The organism is Methylobacterium nigriterrae, assembly GCF_037106235.1.
GTDB classification, from domain to species: domain Bacteria; phylum Pseudomonadota; class Alphaproteobacteria; order Rhizobiales; family Beijerinckiaceae; genus Methylobacterium; species Methylobacterium nigriterrae.
In genome coordinates, this window is sequence record NZ_JBAWTG010000104.1 from 1 (window position 1) to 15,816 (window position 15,816).

The window sequence follows — 15,816 nt, forward strand, 5'->3', positions numbered from 1 at the left end:
AGGCACCCGGATGCGAGCGCGAGCCGTACGGCGCGGGCAAGACTGGTGTGGATCAGCGACATCGGCTCCTCGCGTCAGCTCCGACCCGAGTGGCCCGGCTCTGCTGGTTAACGGAAGCTTAACAGCACGTTTCGGCGGGCTGGGGTAGCCAGCCGAATGGCCGAGACGGCACTGGGCGACATGAGCCTATTCAGCTGATGCGGCACGGCCACACGGGACCTGATCTCCGGGGAGAGCGGGTGGTCGGTGTGTGCCCAGCGTCAGACGGCTGCGGGGAACACGTTTCAGCAAAATCAAAGCTCAACCACAGCTTCCCAAGCTGAATGTCGTCGGTTCGATCCCGATCGCCCGCTCCACCTAACCCACTGATCCCGCTGGTGTTCCGATCGACCTGAACGGTCGGGGCGTTCCCCATGTTCCCCATGGTGTTCCCCGCCGTTCCCCATGCGTGCCCGCTCGCGGCTGTCAGGCGAGTGTCGCTGCAGACACAGACCGACGGTGCCTGCGTCCAGGACACATTAGAAGGCGTGGCTCGGAAGCCCTGACCGTGCGCTCGTGGCGATGGCAAGGGTGAGGCGGCCACCTGCCGGGCTCCTCGTCGGCAATCGGCATGCTGGCTCCGGCGACAACCGTCCGGTACCGTCGTGTTCCCGACGGCGCCCGCGCCCCAAAATGCGTCGACGGGAGTGCAGCAGGAGCGGCAGGCGGCCGTCGTGGGTGCATGCTCAAGAGCGTCGGAACCGCTTCGTCGTCAACTCAAGCAATGGCGCCAGATGCGCCGCCCGCCCGGCTCGTCCTGGTGTCCGCGTCCCCGCGCCGTCTGGAGCTCCTGCAGCAGGTCGGCATCGAGCCGGCAGCCCTGCTCCCGACCGAGGTCGACGAGACGCCCCGCAGGTTCGAGTCGCCACGCGAACTGGCCCGCCGGCTTGCCAGGTCGAAACTGGAGGCGGTGCGCGAAGCGGCGCGGAAGCGCGAGGACCTGCAAGGCGCATGGCTCCTGACCGCCGAGACCGTCGTGGCGGTGGGCCGACGCGGGCTGCCGAAGGCCGAGCTCACCGAGGAGGCGGTGGCATGCCTGCGACTGCTCTCGGGCCGCCAACACCGGGTCTACACGCAATCTCGCTGATCACGCCGGCCGACAAGCTCCGCCAGCGCCTCTTGGAGACCCGCGTGCGGTTCAAGCGCCTCTCGCCTGCGGAGCTCCGGACCTACATCGCCTCGGGCCAGTGGCGCGGCAAGGCGGGAGCCTACGCCCTCGACGGATTGGCCGGCGCCTTCGTCGTCAAGCTGGTGGGATCGCAGAGCGCGGTCCTGGGCCTGCCTGTCTATGAGACCGTCGCCCTCCTCGAAGGAGCAGGCTTCCCCGTGGGGCGGGAGCTCGAGGAAGCTCGAATGTGAGAGCGATTGAAACCCGCGCCATCGAGCCGGGCTGTGTCGGAAGGAAGCCCGGCACAGACTCAACCCAGCATCTCAGAAAGGTTCAGGGCAGGGGCACCGGCCGTTCATCGTTCGGGGGATGAACGTGTACGGCCGGTGCCTGCCACTCTGGCTGCTTCGATCCAGGGCGCCGGCCGATGCTGCGCCCCGAGATGTGCAGCGGCAAGCGTTTGAAGCCGACCGAGAGCAATGGCGAGACTCGGAAACCAGCAAGCGTGTCGGTCAGTGCGCCTCGCCAAAGAGCGCCTGAATGAGCCGCCAGAGTTCGCGATGCCCAGCCGTCTGCCCCGCCTGCGTGAGGTAGTCCGGGATCTCGATCTGCTCCTTCCCCTGGCCTGACCGGCCAGCTTCCCGCGCCTCAGAATGCCGCCACTCATGCTCGACGTAGCGGCGCTTCGTGTCTGTGTCGAAGACCAGCCGCCACCGATCCTCGTCGTTGGTGACAGCCTCTTTGGCGGATCGTTGAAGCTCACGGATGAGTAGGGCCATCTGCAGCACTCCTGAGCGGCACGAAGCATATCCGACCTGCGGCCTCGCGCGGTCGTAGGCGTTGGTAGGTGCGAAAGCCTACAACGGGGCCTCGGCCTGTCCGTTGAGGCATCCCGCAGCACACAGCGCCGCCACCTCCCCACAGCCCGACTGTTCGGGTTGGTTTCGGTCAGCGGACAAGCCTGGCTGCGGGCAGGATCTCAGCAGTCCTGCCTGCGCCCCCCTCCGAGTTGTTTGGCGAGTTCCGCCCGCAGGCGCTCTGCCTCGGCTTCGTGCCTCGCGGCTGATGCTGCGATCCACGAGCACAGATGGTCGTAGTACGAGCGGACTGACTGCCTCAGGTGCATCATCGATCCCTCCATCAGAACACCACGCGGAGCACAAGCTTACTCCGAGCTTTCAGTTTCTGACTTCCCCAACTTCTTCACTTTGTATGGACCAAACACAGGGCTTGGCCATAGATCCATTGTCTACATGCTGGAGACGCAATTCGCTCATGTGATCACAACCCTGCAGGCAATGCAGCGCTCATGTGGCGCAGATCCTGGGGCGGCGTCTGCTCCTGGGTCGACACGCCTCGATCAACGGCGCCAGCTTCGAGCACTCCGCATTACCCAGCCTCGCTCCTTCCCGTCAGGAGGGGCGAAACGTCCGCACACGGAAGCGGTTCAAGGCCGAGCAGGCTTTAATCAATACGGGTGACTCCTCGATAATGCCAGGCGGAGGTTAGATGCACCGCAGGATGGACGAAGTTCAACAATCAGAGTACCTTCGATCTTAGCTGGACCCGAACCCGCGGTCCTACCCTCTTACGCCGCGAGGGATTGCTGTGCGAGTTCACATTGTCGATGCTAGTTACTACTGCCACGACCGCACGATTGCATATCTGCCGGGCTCGTCTGCACCATCCGGCGAGATTGAATGCATAGACATTTCTAAGAAATCGGATCTAATTTATTTCTATCTTTACATCTTTTGATGTTAATGAATATATCTGTTGGTGTGATCTTGTCATGATATCCAGATCGACCATCGCTAATTTATGTTATTTTGAACGTCCTCACTCAAGCGAGTGTAGTTCACCCCGTAGCTGCTGTTTGTGTCAGGTGCCTGTGCTCCGTGAGATTCATCCAACAGGGCGGTTTCCGCAGCGGGTGTTCAGTTCCTGGCTGAGGGAAAAGACGGCTCTCCTTGTCCGGACCGCGGCAAAGCCAGAAAACCACTCCCAAAGCGGGATTTGGACCGCGGACACTAACACGAGCTCCGCCTCGCCCGAGGAGCAGCTCGCCCAGAGACCCTCATGTGCGAGAGCGAACAAGCAATGGACGATTTCCAACCTTTGACGCTCCATGTTCCGGAGCCAGCGGTGCGGCCGGGCGGTGTCCCAGATTTTTCTAACGTCAAGATTCCCAGGGCTGGAGCGGTGCCGCGTCCCGACATTGACATCGGTTCTGAAGTCATCCGCGATCTGGCATTCTCGATCATTCGTGTACTCAACCGGGAAGGTGAGGCCGTCGGGCCGTGGTCCGGCTTGCTCAGCGACGATGAGCTCCGCGAAGGCCTGCGCCACATGATGATCTTGCGAACCTTCGACGCCAGGATGCTCCTCAGCCAGAGGCAGGGCAAAACGTCTTTCTACATGCAGCACCTCGGTGAAGAGGCCATCAGCTGCGCCTTCCAGAAGGCGCTCTCACCCGGTGACATGAACTTCCCGACCTATCGCCAGGCAGGGCTTCTGATCGCAAGCGGGTATCCGCTCACTGAGATGATGTGTCAGATCTACTCGAATTCGAAAGATCCATTGAAGGGTCGCCAGTTACCTGTGCTCTACTCTTCGAAGGCGCATGGCTTTTTCACCGTCTCCGGCAACCTCGCTACACAGTATATACAGGCCGTTGGCTGGGCGATGGCCTCCGCGATCAGGAATGACACGAAGATCGCGGCTGCTTGGATCGGGGACGGCTCAACGGCGGAGTCGGATTTTCACGCCGCACTCGTCTTCGCCTCGACCTACAAAGCCCCGGTCGTGCTCAATATCGTCAACAATCAATGGGCGATCTCGACCTTTCAGGGCATTGCCCGAGGTGGCGCTGGGACCTTCGCAGCACGAGGCCTAGGTTTTGGCATTCCATCGCTCAGGGTGGACGGCAACGATTACCTCGCTGTCCACGCCGTGGCGAAGTGGGCGATCGAGCGGGCCCGACGCAATCTCGGGCCGACGCTCGTGGAGTATGTGACCTACCGCGTGGGCGCTCATTCGACCTCGGATGATCCATCGGCCTACCGGCCGAAGACGGAGTCCGACGCCTGGCCTCTTGGAGATCCAGTCATCCGGTTGAAGAACCACCTGATCCTACGCGGGCTATGGTCCGAGGAGCGGCACAAGCAGGCGGAAGCCGAGATCCTCGATACGGTGATCGCTGCGCAAAAGGAGGCGGAGAGCTATGGCACGCTCCATTCTGGGGCGAGGCCGTCGGCACAGGAGATGTTCGAGGGCGTCTATGCCGAAATGCCACCGCACTTGCTCCGGCAATGTCAGCGAGCGGGAGTCTAGGCCATGCCGCGCATGTCGATGGTCGAGGCCATACGCGATGCAATGGACGTGATGATGGCGCGTGATGAGACCGTCGTGATTTTCGGCGAGGACGTCGGTTATTTCGGTGGTGTATTCCGCTGCACCTACGGCCTCCAGCAGAAATACGGCACGTCACGCTGCTTCGACACGCCGGTCAGCGAGTCCGGCATCGTGGGCACGGCTGTTGGCATGGCCGCGTACGGCCTGCGGCCCTGCATCGAGATCCAATTCGCCGACTACGTGTATCCGGCCTACGATCAGATCGTGTCGGAAGCCGCCCGGCTGCGGTATCGCTCGAATGGCGAATTCACCTGCCCCTTGGTCATTCGGATGCCGACAGGCGGCGGCATCTTTGGCGGTCAGACCCACAGCCAGAGTCCGGAATCGCTTTTCACCCACGTCGCCGGCCTCAAGACCGTCGTGCCGTCGAACCCGTACGATGCCAAGGGGCTCCTGATCGCCGCGATCGAGGACCCGGATCCCGTGATCTTCCTTGAACCGAAACGGCTCTACAATGGACCTTTTGACGGGCATCACGATCGTCCCGTCACGTCGTGGTCGAAGCACGAGGCAAGCGACGTGCCGGGCGGCCACTTCACCTTGCCGCTCGGCAAGGCCTCTGTTGTCCGTGAGGGAACGGCCGTGACCGTTCTAGCCTACGGAACGATGGTGCATGTCGTGCAAGCGGCCGCTGCGGAGACGGGCATCGACGCCGAGATCATCGACCTGCGCACTCTTCTCCCGCTCGACCTCGACACAGTCGTGGACTCTGTCCGCAAAACCGGCCGCTGTGTGATCGTCCACGAGGCCACGTTGACCTCGGGGTTTGGCGCCGAACTGGCGGCACTCGTCCAGGAAACCTGTTTCTTCCACCTCGAGGCGCCAATCGCGCGTGTTGCCGGATGGGACACGCCCTATCCGCACGCGCAGGAGTGGGACTATTTCCCGGGTCCGGATCGGGTCGGGCGCGCGCTGCTCGAGACGGTGGAGGCCTGACATGGGTGAGCACGTGATCACTATGCCCGATGTTGGCGAGGGGATCGCTGAAGCCGAATTGGCCGAGTGGTACGTGAAGGTGGGCGAATTCGTCCGCGAGGACGCCGTGCTGGCCGATGTCACCACCGACAAAGCGACTGTGGAGATCCCCTCGCCGGTGACGGGACAGGTCGTTTGGCTGGGAGCCAAGATCGGCGAGGTGGTCGCTGTGGGTGCTCCCCTGATCCGTTTGTCGATGGATGCCGAGAGCAACGGTAGTGAGACTCATGGAGACTTGGCCGCCGGCGGTGCGCGGTCCGGAGCGGTACAAGCCGGGCTTAGCGCTGTCGACCACAGGCTCGGCTGCGCCGGCGAACCGCCTGCCGAGAGCTCGACATCGATTGCATCGACGGACCCCAGTCAGGTCTCCGAGACCCAGTGGAAGGGCTCGTCAGGCGCGCGTAGCAAGGGCGAGAAGCCGATGGCCTCGCCGGCTGTGAGGCTCAGGGCACGCAAAGCCGGGATTGATCTCGGGCAGGTGCACGGCTCCGGCCCCTTGGGCCGCGTGACCCACGAAGATCTGGACGCCTATCTAGCCCGTGGTGCGCAAGAGGCCAGAACACCCAACCTCGTCCCCAATACATCGGTCGAGCACATCAAGGTCACGGGTGTTCGCCGCAGGATCGCGGAGAAGATGGCGGTCGCATCCTCGCGCATTCCCCACATCACCTATGTGGAGGAGATTGACGTCACGACACTGGAGGACCTGAGGGCCACGCTGAACGCGAACAGGCGAGCGGACCGACCAAAACTCACGCTGCTTCCGCTCCTAATGCGGGCCCTGGTGAGAGCCGTTGCCGAACAGCCGCACATGAATGCGCTCTATGAAGACGAAGCCGGCATCATCCACCAACACGGTGGCGTGCATATCGGCATCGCGACGCAGACGCCTTCGGGCCTCGTCGTGCCCGTGGTCCGGCATGCGGAGGCGCGGAATCTCTGGAGCTGTGCGGCAGAGCTACACCGCCTCGCGGAGGCGGCCAAAGCGGGCAAGGCGTCGCGACAGGAATTGGGCGGCTCGACCATCACCGTCACCTCACTCGGCGCCCTTGGCGGCCTTGCTTCGACCCCGATCATCAACCATCCCGAAGTCGCGATCATCGGCGTCAACAGGATCATAGTACGGCCGGTATGGAGCGGGGCGACATTCATCCCACGCAAGATGATGAACCTGTCGTCCAGCTTCGATCATCGCGTCATCGATGGCTATGATGCAGCTGCATTCATCCAGCGCATCAAGTCGCTTCTAGAGACTCCGGCGCTGATCTTTGTGGAGGCTTAAGTCGCCAACGCATCGTGTCGGAAGCATGCCCACAGTACCTGCTTCGCTGGCGCGACCGGGCGACTCGGACACCGGCGTAGGCTGGAGTGTTGCGGGCGGCACCACGTTGATCGCCGCTAACGAAATGCCCCGCGAGCCGTGAGGCTGCGGGGCGAGTGGTTTTAATCTGGGAGAACTCACCGCCAACGCAGAAGTGGGTCAGGACGCGCCGGCGGCACCACGTCAGGACCATCATCCTGACAGCCTCAGGATGCTACGGCGCACCGGGTTTCACACTCACGCAGGTGAAACGCGGCGGGACAACAAAGAGCCCCGCGAGCCAAAGTTGCGGGGCGAGGCACGTTGGGCGGAAAGCCCCCACCGGCATCGATCGGGGATGATGTCCGCCGGTGGTGTCTGTGCCTGACGGTCCTATCGTGAGCCCGTAGCGCGTGATGGCGTTCGCAACGGTGAAGTGCGAGGTGCATGGGGAAACCCCACGGGTGCTCAGTCCGCGGGGCTTCCCTTGGCGGTGAGACCTGGGCGGCTAGGCTGGGCTCACGCCAGTAGACTGCACGCGCATTGCGTCTACGGCCATGCGGTCGCGACAACCTTCAGGATGAGCGTCACGACGCGAAGGTATGAGCCGGCACGAAAAACCCGCCGCGGCTGGGCCGGTCGGGCTGAAGTCGCGCAGGCAAGTCGGTGCTGCGCGGGAGAGTGGCAGCTGGCGTCGCTGTAGGGATGGCTGCCGCGAACGCAAAAAGCCCACTGCGGCGAGCCGGGAGGTCGACGATGCTCGTCAGCCCGCTGAAGTCACATCGAGCTCGTCGGTTCGCTCACGCTTCGTTCTGCGCCTGCCGGTACGCCAGCCGCATCTCCGCCACCCGGCGCGCCTTGCCGACCGCGCCCCGCGAGTAGCGCTGCGTGGTCGCGGCCTGGGCGTGCGCCGCAGCCGAGCGGATGTGGCCGAGGTTGGCGCCGGCATTCTCGGCCTCGGTAATGGTGCGCTCCCGCGTACTCTCGTGACGCGGGAAGTTTCAGAACCAGCTGTGGGTAAAAATGTGGGTGCTTGGGTGCAGCTCTATGCCGATTCCGGCCCGTCGGCGCCGTTAGAAACGGCGCAGCCAAAGAAACTGCCGACCGGGATTACCCTTTGAATTCAAAGGGTTTGATGGTCGGAGCGAGAGGATTCGAACCTCCGACCCCTAGTCCCCCAGAACTGCCGCACCCGTCCCGTATTAGTCAGAGTGGTCCAGAAGCTCTTGTTTTTTCAGGCCGCCTCACCGCATCCTGTGCAAAATGGGTCCAAACGGTCCGGCACAGTCCGGGCCTTTTGGACCCAAATCAGACCCAAACGCGAGCCCTAGTCGGCTGTTGGGTCCAACGCCGCGGGGCTGGGTCCATGCCGAAAGAGCTACTAACCGACGCGCGGGTGAAGGCTGTGGCCCCACCTTCAAACGGCATCCTCGAACTTTGGGACACGCGGTGTGCCGGCCTGTGCCTCCGTGTGATGCCTACAGGCCTGAAATCGTGGACGGTGCGCTACACGCCGCAGGGTGGCAGCAGTAAGCGGCGGGAGCGGATTGGCGCGTATCCTACCGTCAGCCTGTCAGATGCGCGGGAACGCGCAAACCGCATCCGGATGCAGGTGGACGATGGCGCTGATCCGTCGGCCGAGCACGCTGCGGCGGTTCAGGAGCGTCGTGCCGAGGAGGAGCGGAAGGCGCTCACGTTCGCGGAGTTAGCCGACTTCTACGTCGAAAAGTACGCCAAGCGCGAGAAAGCCTCGTGGCAAAATGACGCAGGATATCTGAACCGCCACGTTCGGGAGCCTTGGGGCCGCCGGCCAGCGAGCGCCATCACGAAGCAAGACGCTGCCCGCTTGCTCTTCGACGTGAAGGAGCGGACGCCTGTCGGCGCGAACCGCACCCGATCGGTGCTGGCGAAGCTCTTCTCCTGGGCGGTGGACGAGGGCCTGCTCGACACTAGTCCCATGGTCGGCGTGAAGAAGCCAGCCAAGGAGGGAAAGGGTAAGACGCGCACCCTCACAGATGACGAACTTCGCATCTTCTGGCGGGCCCTGGATACCGCCCCGCTCTCAGCGAGCGTCGTCTCAGCACTTCGCGTCCTCATGCTTCTCGGGCAGCGCCCTGGCGAGATTGCCGGGCTTCAGCGGAGCGAGCTTGTGAACCTTGGTCGTCCGAAGGATGCGCGCATCGAGTTTCCGCCAGAGCGAATGAAGGCGCGGCGACCGCACGTGGTTCCCCTTCCCTCGATGGCGCTCGACCTCATCACAGCTTCGTTGAAGGCGGACGATCGCGCCGAAGGGTTCGTCTTCGTCAGCCGCTATGCCGACAAGCAGCGGCTCGCGCGGCACTCGCTGTCACAAGCCATGGGGCGTGTTATCGCCGGCCTCGAACCAGAGGGAAATGATGCTTATACCGTTCGCAGGTTGCAGTCGGATCCCCCAACTCCGCACGATCTGCGGCGGACGGTAGCGACGCGGCTAGCCGAGCTTCGCATCCCCCGTGAGGATCGCCTAGCCGTTCTCGCCCATACTTGGGGCGACGTTCACGAGGCTCATTATGATCGGTACGAGCGGCTTCGAGAGAAGCGTATCGCGCTTGACGCTTGGGAGCGACATCTGCGAGCTGTGCTCTCCGTAGAGCATTCCAGCGCATCCATTGTGCCGTTCGTCGGAGTGCATGCGTGACTCACGACGACCAGAACACCAACCGCATCGCTTGGGCGAGAATTGCCGCGATCCTCGGTGTCGACGAGGATGATGCCTCGACCCGCGGAAGATGCGAGGCGGCCGCTGCTGAATGGCGAGATCTTTCTGTCAGCAACGTTGTGCCATCGGCAGATCTAAAGAATGATCTCGCCGAAATCGCAGTTGTGAGCATCCAGCTCGCAAGGAAGCTAGAGAAAGTCAGAGACCATGCCGCCATCGGCGTAAATCTTGTCAGCAACGATCTTCCAATTTCGCTGACTGATGATAGAAATCCCTTCGCCGATCAACATTTATTTGCAATTGTCAGAGCTGGCGTCCTTTGCAAGAACATCGCAGCCAAGATGAAGACACCTAGAGGTCCGAAGGGCGATGCTGGCAGGCGCATTAGCTGGGAGATTGCCACACGAATTTATGAAGAAAAAACGAAATGCCAAGCGGGCTTCGGCAGAACTGCCGACCAGTCCAGTATCAACGGGCCGTGGGTCGAGTTTATGAAGGTTTTTTCTGTGCTCGCCTTTCCAAAACTTATACCAGATCTTGCTGCCTTCGATGCATTTCTAAGAGCGCGAGCAAAGATGATTAAGCGCGGCCTTGATCCGATAGATGCCCTCGTTTTCGGGGGCTAATTCGCTGCGCCGAGCCGAAATAGCGCAACGTCACAGGCTGAACGCCTCTGGGCATTGTGGGGCCGTCCAGAACAAACGGGACGGTTCACATGACAACGATCGATCGCATTGTTCGAGAGCGGGAGGTCCGGGAAATTACCGGGCTGGCCCGAAGTGTACGCGCCTTACTGATCAAGGATGGTCGCTTCCCCGCGCCCCTCCGCATCACTGAGCACCGCGTCGGATGGCGCCTGAGAGACATCGAGGCATGGCTTTCCTCACGCGAGCGGGCGACAGGATGACTGCCAAAGTTCCACCCTTCGCTTGCGGGTCCGTCCGCACCATCCGTCCTCAGGCTAACCCGTTACGCAGGCGCCCGGGGCGATGCTTGAGGCCGACCGTGAGCATGTGTTCGGCGATGCGTCTGAGCCGGACCGACAGCGTGTCTACCACGCGAGTGATCAACTCGGTCTTTCCACATTCAAGCTCGGTGGCACGATCTGCGCTCGCCGCAGCACCATCCTGGCGTGGATCGAGAAGCAGGAGCGCGTGATATGACCGCTAACCTTCGCGAAGCGTTCCACATAGCAGTTGTTGCCTACCTTGAATGGAGACGATGGAACGAGGATCAGCGGACGTGGGGATCGTTCGTCGATGAAAATGGAAAGCGCGATTATGATCCTGAACCGATGGTTGAATTTTTCGGAAGGGAGCGCAGATTATCAGAAATATGCAGTTATACTCTAGCGATCAAAGACGATCTCCCGCCGCATATGCAGGAGCTGTTTCGTTTGGTTGATTCGTATGAGCCGGTATTGCCGGATCTGTATTCGACTGCCGCGAAGGAGCTTTCAGAGTGCATCCAGAGTGAACTAGAGGAACAACGTAGATCTCCTATCGTCAATCCATCACTTGTAGATAGAATTCGTGAGCGTTCTTTTCATGAGGGGGTGTGCGCCGCTTATCAGGCGGTAAGCCAGAATTTCGCTGGCGAGCTGGAAACCCGATGAGGAGCGAGTATATGACCGCGGTCGTACTTCCCTTCCGCTTCGCCCGGCGCTTTCCACAGATCCAGAGGACGGCCGGCTACATGACCACAGTGCCGGCCAACCACGCTGAGGGGCACCTGCGTGAGCAGCTTCGACGCCTAGAGGATAGCCTTCGCAAGAAGGGCGTCGCTGAGCCTCTGATCCGCTCAGAGGTAGCGTCCTACGAAGGCGCTATTCGTGCCCACCTCTGGCGGCTTCTCATCAGCCATGGGGGCGCGGCATGAAAGGACCCGATCACAAGGGCAATTCGAGTAAGCGTGCTCCCTTCGTGTCACTGCCCCTCTGGCTCATGGAAACAGCTGCGTGGAAACACCTCAGCGCGGAAGCAAGGGCGCTTTATGTCGAGCTAAAGGCGCAATACAAAGGCATCAACAACGGCCGGATCGTCTTCTCGACCCGTCAAGCAGCCAAAGCACTGAACCTCAGCAAAAACACGACGGCCGCTCTCTTCCGGGAATTGCAGGAGCACGGATTCATCGAGCGAATGATCTGCGGGAGCTTCGAGAATCGTAAGGATCGAAAGGCGAGCGAATGGCGGCTGACTGAGCACGTTTGCGACGTCACTGGCCAGCTCGCCAGCAAGGAGTTCGCCAGCTGGAGAGAAGGAAGCAGTTTCACGGTACCGCGAGAGGGACAGGGTGCCTCTCAGACGGGACAGGGTGTCCCTCACCGGGGACTGTATGGAGCACATAAGCCTAGAGCTGTCCCTCAAGGCGCACTGTGAAACAGGATTTGGCCCTTTCACAGTCCCGCTAGAGGTACACATCTAATCTACCAGGGAGAGAGCGCAGCGAGCGCCACACCTCCCTATCCAGCCATCACCAATTCGAGATCGGCCGTGGGATTCGCGGCTGTGCGACCTCGCGCCATCGAGGAGAGGAGAAAGCTATGCCGAAGGGAAAAAGAGATGTTGGGTTTCGCAGCGCGAATGGGCGTGAGGATTACCTGATCGCGAGAGCGCTATTCGTCGCTGCCCGACAGATCGACTCGGAACGATATGGCGCCCACTCGGATGCGCATGGGATGCGTGAATTGCTCGGAAAATGCTTCGGACAATACCTCGACCTTTTCGAGAATACCGAGATTTTCCAGCGCGCTGTGAGCTTGGGCTACGTGCCCGCTGAGGGCGCCTCCTATGACGAAGCCGCGAAATACGTGACAGCCAAAGAGCAGCAAGCGGCAGCCTACGACTACAAAGACCTTCCTTTCTGATCGGAGAAAATGGCCAAGGAAGTGCCTGCCCCTGCTCACACTCCTCGGCCTCACCACCGCAATCCGGAGAAAGGTGCGTGGTCACGATCACGAATATCACCCTTTCCGTTCGAGAGCGCGATCACCGGCGGGTTCGGTCCAGTCACGCTGGCGAGTGCAGGTTATGCGCCCCGTGGATTCTGTGCGGCAGCAGGTCTCTTCGAAGGCCGGTCGCACCCTGATCACCGCCGAACCCGCCGAGCCTCTGCTGCACGCCTTTCAGTGCTTTCCCTTGCCTGAATTTGGAGACGCTAACATGCCTGATTTTAACTCCGTTCCCTCACTTGCACCGCGAGCTGAAAAGCCAGCGCAGACGATTGGAGGCGGCTATTTCATTCTTCGACGTGCCAAGAAGGGCCGACGCCTGACGCTGATCGGCCGCTGCCCCTTCGAGCACGGCAGCCTCAAGGAGGCAGAGGCACAAGCGGAAGTTCTCGCGGCGCGGACCGGCGGCGAATTTGCGGTATTCCGGCAGGTCGGCACGGTGATGCCGCCGGCCACTTCGGAGATTGAGCAGGTCGCGGCTGTTCCGTCGCCTACCGACCCCATCCCCAACGCCCCTGAGCCGGCATCCAAACCGGCCGTGATCGTGGAACGCCGCCGTAAGAGCGCCATCAGCCCGCACAGGGCGATCAGCCAGGGCGGGCACGTCTGAGGGACCATCGTTGGCTTGGCTCAGATGCATGAAGGCACAGAGGACAGCCCGCGAGTCCTCCAGATCGGCATCGAGCGCATGAAGTCTTTGGCGCAGTGCTGATTCCGCTCGCGAATTTCAGCGGTCGAATCGTTCGGGCCGACCATTCCGGTTCATCCTCGGAATGAGGCCGCCAGCATCGCTCATTAGATCCGTTCACCGCGCTGATCAGGCCGCCTGATCTGGCCAGCGCGGCGTCTCCGCTGCCCCGAATAACTCCGGCGCTCCACGCTTTGCCATCCGCTTTGACTTGAGCGCCACAACTCCCAAGCGAGTAAAACGATGTCTCAGCACACTTGGTCAGTGCGTCGCCGCCAGGAGAAGCGGCGCCTTTCTGATGCGCTTTTCCGCGAGGCACATCCATGGTGTGCACGCTGCCAAGCCGAAGGTCGCAACATATCATCTGTGCTCTGCACCCCAGCCGGCCATCAGCCCCGCGAAGCCCTCTGCCGACGCCACCACGCGGTGGTGAGCAAAGCATTGACTACGAACTCGTTCGAGGCCCTGGGGGGTAGGAAAAGTCTGGGAAATTAAAGGCGCCTACCGCACCGGGTTTCATTCGCGGAGATTTTTTCCGGGACCAAGAATTTGGAAATCAAGAGAGGCGGATCGATGTCGAATGCGCACGGTGGCCGCAGACCTGGAGCCGGACGGAAACGGCGGCCTCCAGTGGTGCCGAAGCCGGCCTTTTTGGTGCGTGAGCAAATCGAGGAGTTGCCGGATGATGAACTGGGTCGGCAGAGGCGGTGCGTGATGGCGCTCGCCGCATATGGTGCGCGCGACGATGAAATTGGCGCTGCTGTTGGACTGGATCCTGAAGCGCTGGTCGAGCGCCATGGCCGCGATCTCAGGCGCGGACGCCTGATGCTCGGCGTTAACATTCGGCTCGAACTGCTTCGGGCTGCGACAGGCGATGGACGGCCGTGGAGCCTGGGCGCAGCCATCTATGCACTTCGGCATTTCCTCAACACACCATCAGCACCACGCGGCCGCCGCGGCTAAGGGTGGGTTGGCGTGGCGCGCCCTTCTTTCGAGGTCGCTGACATCCTGAACCGGCATGGCGACGCCTACGTGGCGGGTCATCGCCTGAGCCGCGGCCAGCTCAAGGTCATGGGAGCGATCCGAGCCTGCCGCACGGCAGCGCTTGGTGGTCGTGTCGCACGCTGCGAGGGCTGCGACCACATCCAGATCACCTATAACTCCTGTCGCAACCCGCACTGTCCAAAGTGCCAGGGCCAGACCGCACGGGCGTGGCAGGAGCGACGTCAGACCGACCTCCTGCCAGTGCCTGACTACCACGTCGTCTTCACCCTGCCGGCGCCGGTCGCGGCATCGCGTTCGGGAAAAGGCTGTGGTCTACGACTTCCTGTTCCGCACCGCCGCCAATACGCTCCTCACCCTTGCGGCCGATCCGAAGCACCTCGGTGACCGGATCGGCCTCACCGCCGTGCTTCATGCCTGGGGCTCGGCCCTGACCCACCCCCCACATGTCCACATCGTCGTGCCGGGCGGCGGCCTGTCCCCGGACGGCTGACGATGGATCGCTTGCCGGCCGGGCTTCTTCCTGCCCGTACGGGTCCTGTTGAGTCTGTTCCGCAGGCTGTTCCTCGATCGTCTAGCCAAGGCGCATTACGCCGGGCGTCTCGCCTCCCAGGGTGAGCTTGCGCCGCTCGCCGAGGCAGGACGCCCTCGCGGCCCATTTGACCCCGCTGCGGCGGGCCGAGTGGGTCGTCTACGCCAAGCGCCCCGTCGCCGGCCCCGAGGGTGTGCTCGCCTACCTATCCCGCTCCACGCATCGCGTCACCCTCACCAACAGCCGGCTCCTCGCCATGGACGAGCGGGGCGTCACGTTCCGCTGGAAGGACTCTCGCGCTTGGGCCGGCAGGAGGGACAGCGCGCGGATCAAGACCATGACGCGGGACCGGATGAGTTCATCCGACGCTTCCTGCTCCACGTCCTGCCCGACAGCATCCATCGCATCCGCCACTATGGGCTGTTCGCCAGCGCGACTCGGGCGACGACTATCGCCACGATCCGAGCGCTGCTCGCGAGCGCGCCATCTGCGAGCGAGGTTGAGCCCGAGCCTGCTGCTGATAGCGGCACCCCAGCGACGGCCCCCTCAGAGCCCACCAGTCCCTACTGCGGTGGAGGCCGCGACATCGTCGAGCGCTTTCGCCGAAGCCAGACGCCGTTGACCTGCTCGTGCATCATCTGGATCGATACGTCGTGACCGCTGCCCTGGACACCATCGCGAACTTCGGCTGCCACATCGCGGGCTCATCGGCCCGCCACGCTCACGCTCTCGGGCCCGATCCGGCCTCCGCCGCTCGCTCAACAGCACCCAATCCGCATCACGGCGACGGCGCAGTTCGATCGGGCAAGCCAGTCAGGACATCGCCGGCACCGGCGAGCCAAACACCGGACTACTGTCGGACGCTCGCGCCTCGCGTTGAATCCCCATAGTTTACGGCAGCGTCGCCGGAGCCTCACCGTCCAGCAGTGTCCTCTCCTGGAAGTTTTCGAACGCTGGCCCCACAGCCGCGCTAGTACCGTCGCGCACGGGCCAGCATCCGAAGGCCCTCACACTACGGCCTGTTAGCTCTTGAGCCAGTCCAGAGCGGCTGCGAGCGAGAGAACGCCCATGAAGCTTGAAGCTGTCTTCTCGTAGCGGGTTGCGATGGCA

14 protein-coding genes, 1 tRNA gene and 3 pseudogenes are annotated in these 15,816 nt (G+C 62.3%); 15 read left to right on the forward strand and 3 right to left on the reverse strand.

From position 1 onward, the window contains the following. Positions 1-235 precede the first annotated feature (235 nt). Both WDW90_RS28445 and WDW90_RS28450 read left to right on the forward strand, forming a co-directional pair. Positions 236-356: transfer RNA gene (locus WDW90_RS28445), tRNA-Gly, on the forward strand. A gap of 407 nt (positions 357-763) precedes the next feature. Continuing rightward, positions 764-1,398, forward strand: a pseudogene (locus WDW90_RS28450) (Maf family nucleotide pyrophosphatase). Between the two features lie 261 nt (positions 1,399-1,659). On the opposite strand, the gene WDW90_RS28455 reads toward WDW90_RS28450, so the two are convergent. Then, positions 1,660-1,926, reverse strand: coding sequence for a hypothetical protein (locus WDW90_RS28455; protein ID WP_336490865.1), 267 nt, complete (start codon positions 1,924-1,926; stop codon positions 1,660-1,662). A 1,321-nt stretch (positions 1,927-3,247) separates the two neighbouring features. Between WDW90_RS28455 and WDW90_RS28460 the strand changes: the two genes are divergently transcribed. The 12 genes from WDW90_RS28460 to WDW90_RS28510 all read left to right on the forward strand — a co-directional run bounded on the left by WDW90_RS28460 (position 3,248) and on the right by WDW90_RS28510 (position 13,094). After that, a complete protein-coding gene (locus WDW90_RS28460; protein WP_336490877.1) occupies positions 3,248-4,480 on the forward strand; it encodes a 3-methyl-2-oxobutanoate dehydrogenase (2-methylpropanoyl-transferring) subunit alpha in 1,233 nt (410 codons plus the stop codon). A 3-nt stretch (positions 4,481-4,483) separates the two neighbouring features. Beyond that, positions 4,484-5,497, forward strand: a complete 1,014-nt coding sequence (locus WDW90_RS28465; RefSeq protein WP_336490866.1) for an alpha-ketoacid dehydrogenase subunit beta — start codon at positions 4,484-4,486, stop codon at positions 5,495-5,497. Between the two features lies 1 nt (position 5,498). After that, positions 5,499-6,818: a dihydrolipoamide acetyltransferase family protein gene (locus WDW90_RS28470; RefSeq protein ID WP_336490867.1), complete on the forward strand. Its 1,320-nt coding sequence runs from the start codon at positions 5,499-5,501 to the stop codon at positions 6,816-6,818. 1,384 nt (positions 6,819-8,202) lie between these two features. Then, entirely contained in the window at positions 8,203-9,513 is a 1,311-nt protein-coding gene (locus WDW90_RS28475) for a tyrosine-type recombinase/integrase (protein WP_336490868.1), read from the forward strand. Then, on the forward strand, positions 9,510-10,160 hold the full coding sequence (locus WDW90_RS28480) for a hypothetical protein (protein WP_336490869.1): 651 nt from the start codon (positions 9,510-9,512) through the stop codon (positions 10,158-10,160). The genes WDW90_RS28475 and WDW90_RS28480 overlap by 4 nt, the downstream gene beginning before the upstream one ends. 89 nt (positions 10,161-10,249) lie before the next feature. Further along, a complete protein-coding gene (locus WDW90_RS40895; protein ID WP_431311140.1) occupies positions 10,250-10,441 on the forward strand; it encodes a helix-turn-helix transcriptional regulator in 192 nt (63 codons plus the stop codon). An 82-nt stretch (positions 10,442-10,523) separates the two neighbouring features. After that, the gene (locus WDW90_RS28485) at positions 10,524-10,697 is read left to right on the forward strand and encodes a hypothetical protein (RefSeq protein WP_336490870.1); all 174 of its coding nucleotides are present in this window, start codon (positions 10,524-10,526) and stop codon (positions 10,695-10,697) included. Next, positions 10,694-11,149, forward strand: a complete 456-nt coding sequence (locus WDW90_RS28490) for a hypothetical protein (protein WP_336490871.1) — start codon at positions 10,694-10,696, stop codon at positions 11,147-11,149. The genes WDW90_RS28485 and WDW90_RS28490 overlap by 4 nt, the downstream gene beginning before the upstream one ends. An 11-nt stretch (positions 11,150-11,160) precedes the next feature. Continuing rightward, positions 11,161-11,412, forward strand: coding sequence for a DUF6074 family protein (locus tag WDW90_RS28495; protein WP_336490872.1), 252 nt, complete (start codon positions 11,161-11,163; stop codon positions 11,410-11,412). Continuing rightward, positions 11,409-11,912, forward strand: coding sequence for a hypothetical protein (locus WDW90_RS28500; protein WP_336490873.1), 504 nt, complete (start codon positions 11,409-11,411; stop codon positions 11,910-11,912). The genes WDW90_RS28495 and WDW90_RS28500 overlap by 4 nt, the downstream gene beginning before the upstream one ends. Before the next feature lie 164 nt (positions 11,913-12,076). After that, positions 12,077-12,400 (forward strand): hypothetical protein, encoded by a 324-nt coding sequence (locus WDW90_RS28505; RefSeq protein ID WP_336490874.1) that lies wholly within the window; start codon positions 12,077-12,079, stop codon positions 12,398-12,400. Positions 12,401-12,563: 163 nt separating this feature from the next. Beyond that, positions 12,564-13,094, forward strand: a complete 531-nt coding sequence (locus tag WDW90_RS28510; RefSeq protein ID WP_336490875.1) for a hypothetical protein — start codon at positions 12,564-12,566, stop codon at positions 13,092-13,094. A 594-nt stretch (positions 13,095-13,688) separates the two neighbouring features. On the opposite strand, the gene WDW90_RS28515 is transcribed toward WDW90_RS28510, so the two are convergent. Next, positions 13,689-13,970, reverse strand: a complete 282-nt coding sequence (locus tag WDW90_RS28515; protein WP_336490876.1) for a hypothetical protein — start codon at positions 13,968-13,970, stop codon at positions 13,689-13,691. Between the two features lie 177 nt (positions 13,971-14,147). Here WDW90_RS28515 and WDW90_RS28520 point away from each other — a divergent pair. Further along, positions 14,148-15,363 (forward strand): annotated as a pseudogene (locus tag WDW90_RS28520) (IS91 family transposase). A gap of 365 nt (positions 15,364-15,728) precedes the next feature. Here WDW90_RS28520 and WDW90_RS28525 read toward each other — a convergent pair. Next, positions 15,729-15,816: pseudogene (locus WDW90_RS28525) on the reverse strand (IS5-like element ISMex42 family transposase); the annotation flags it as partial.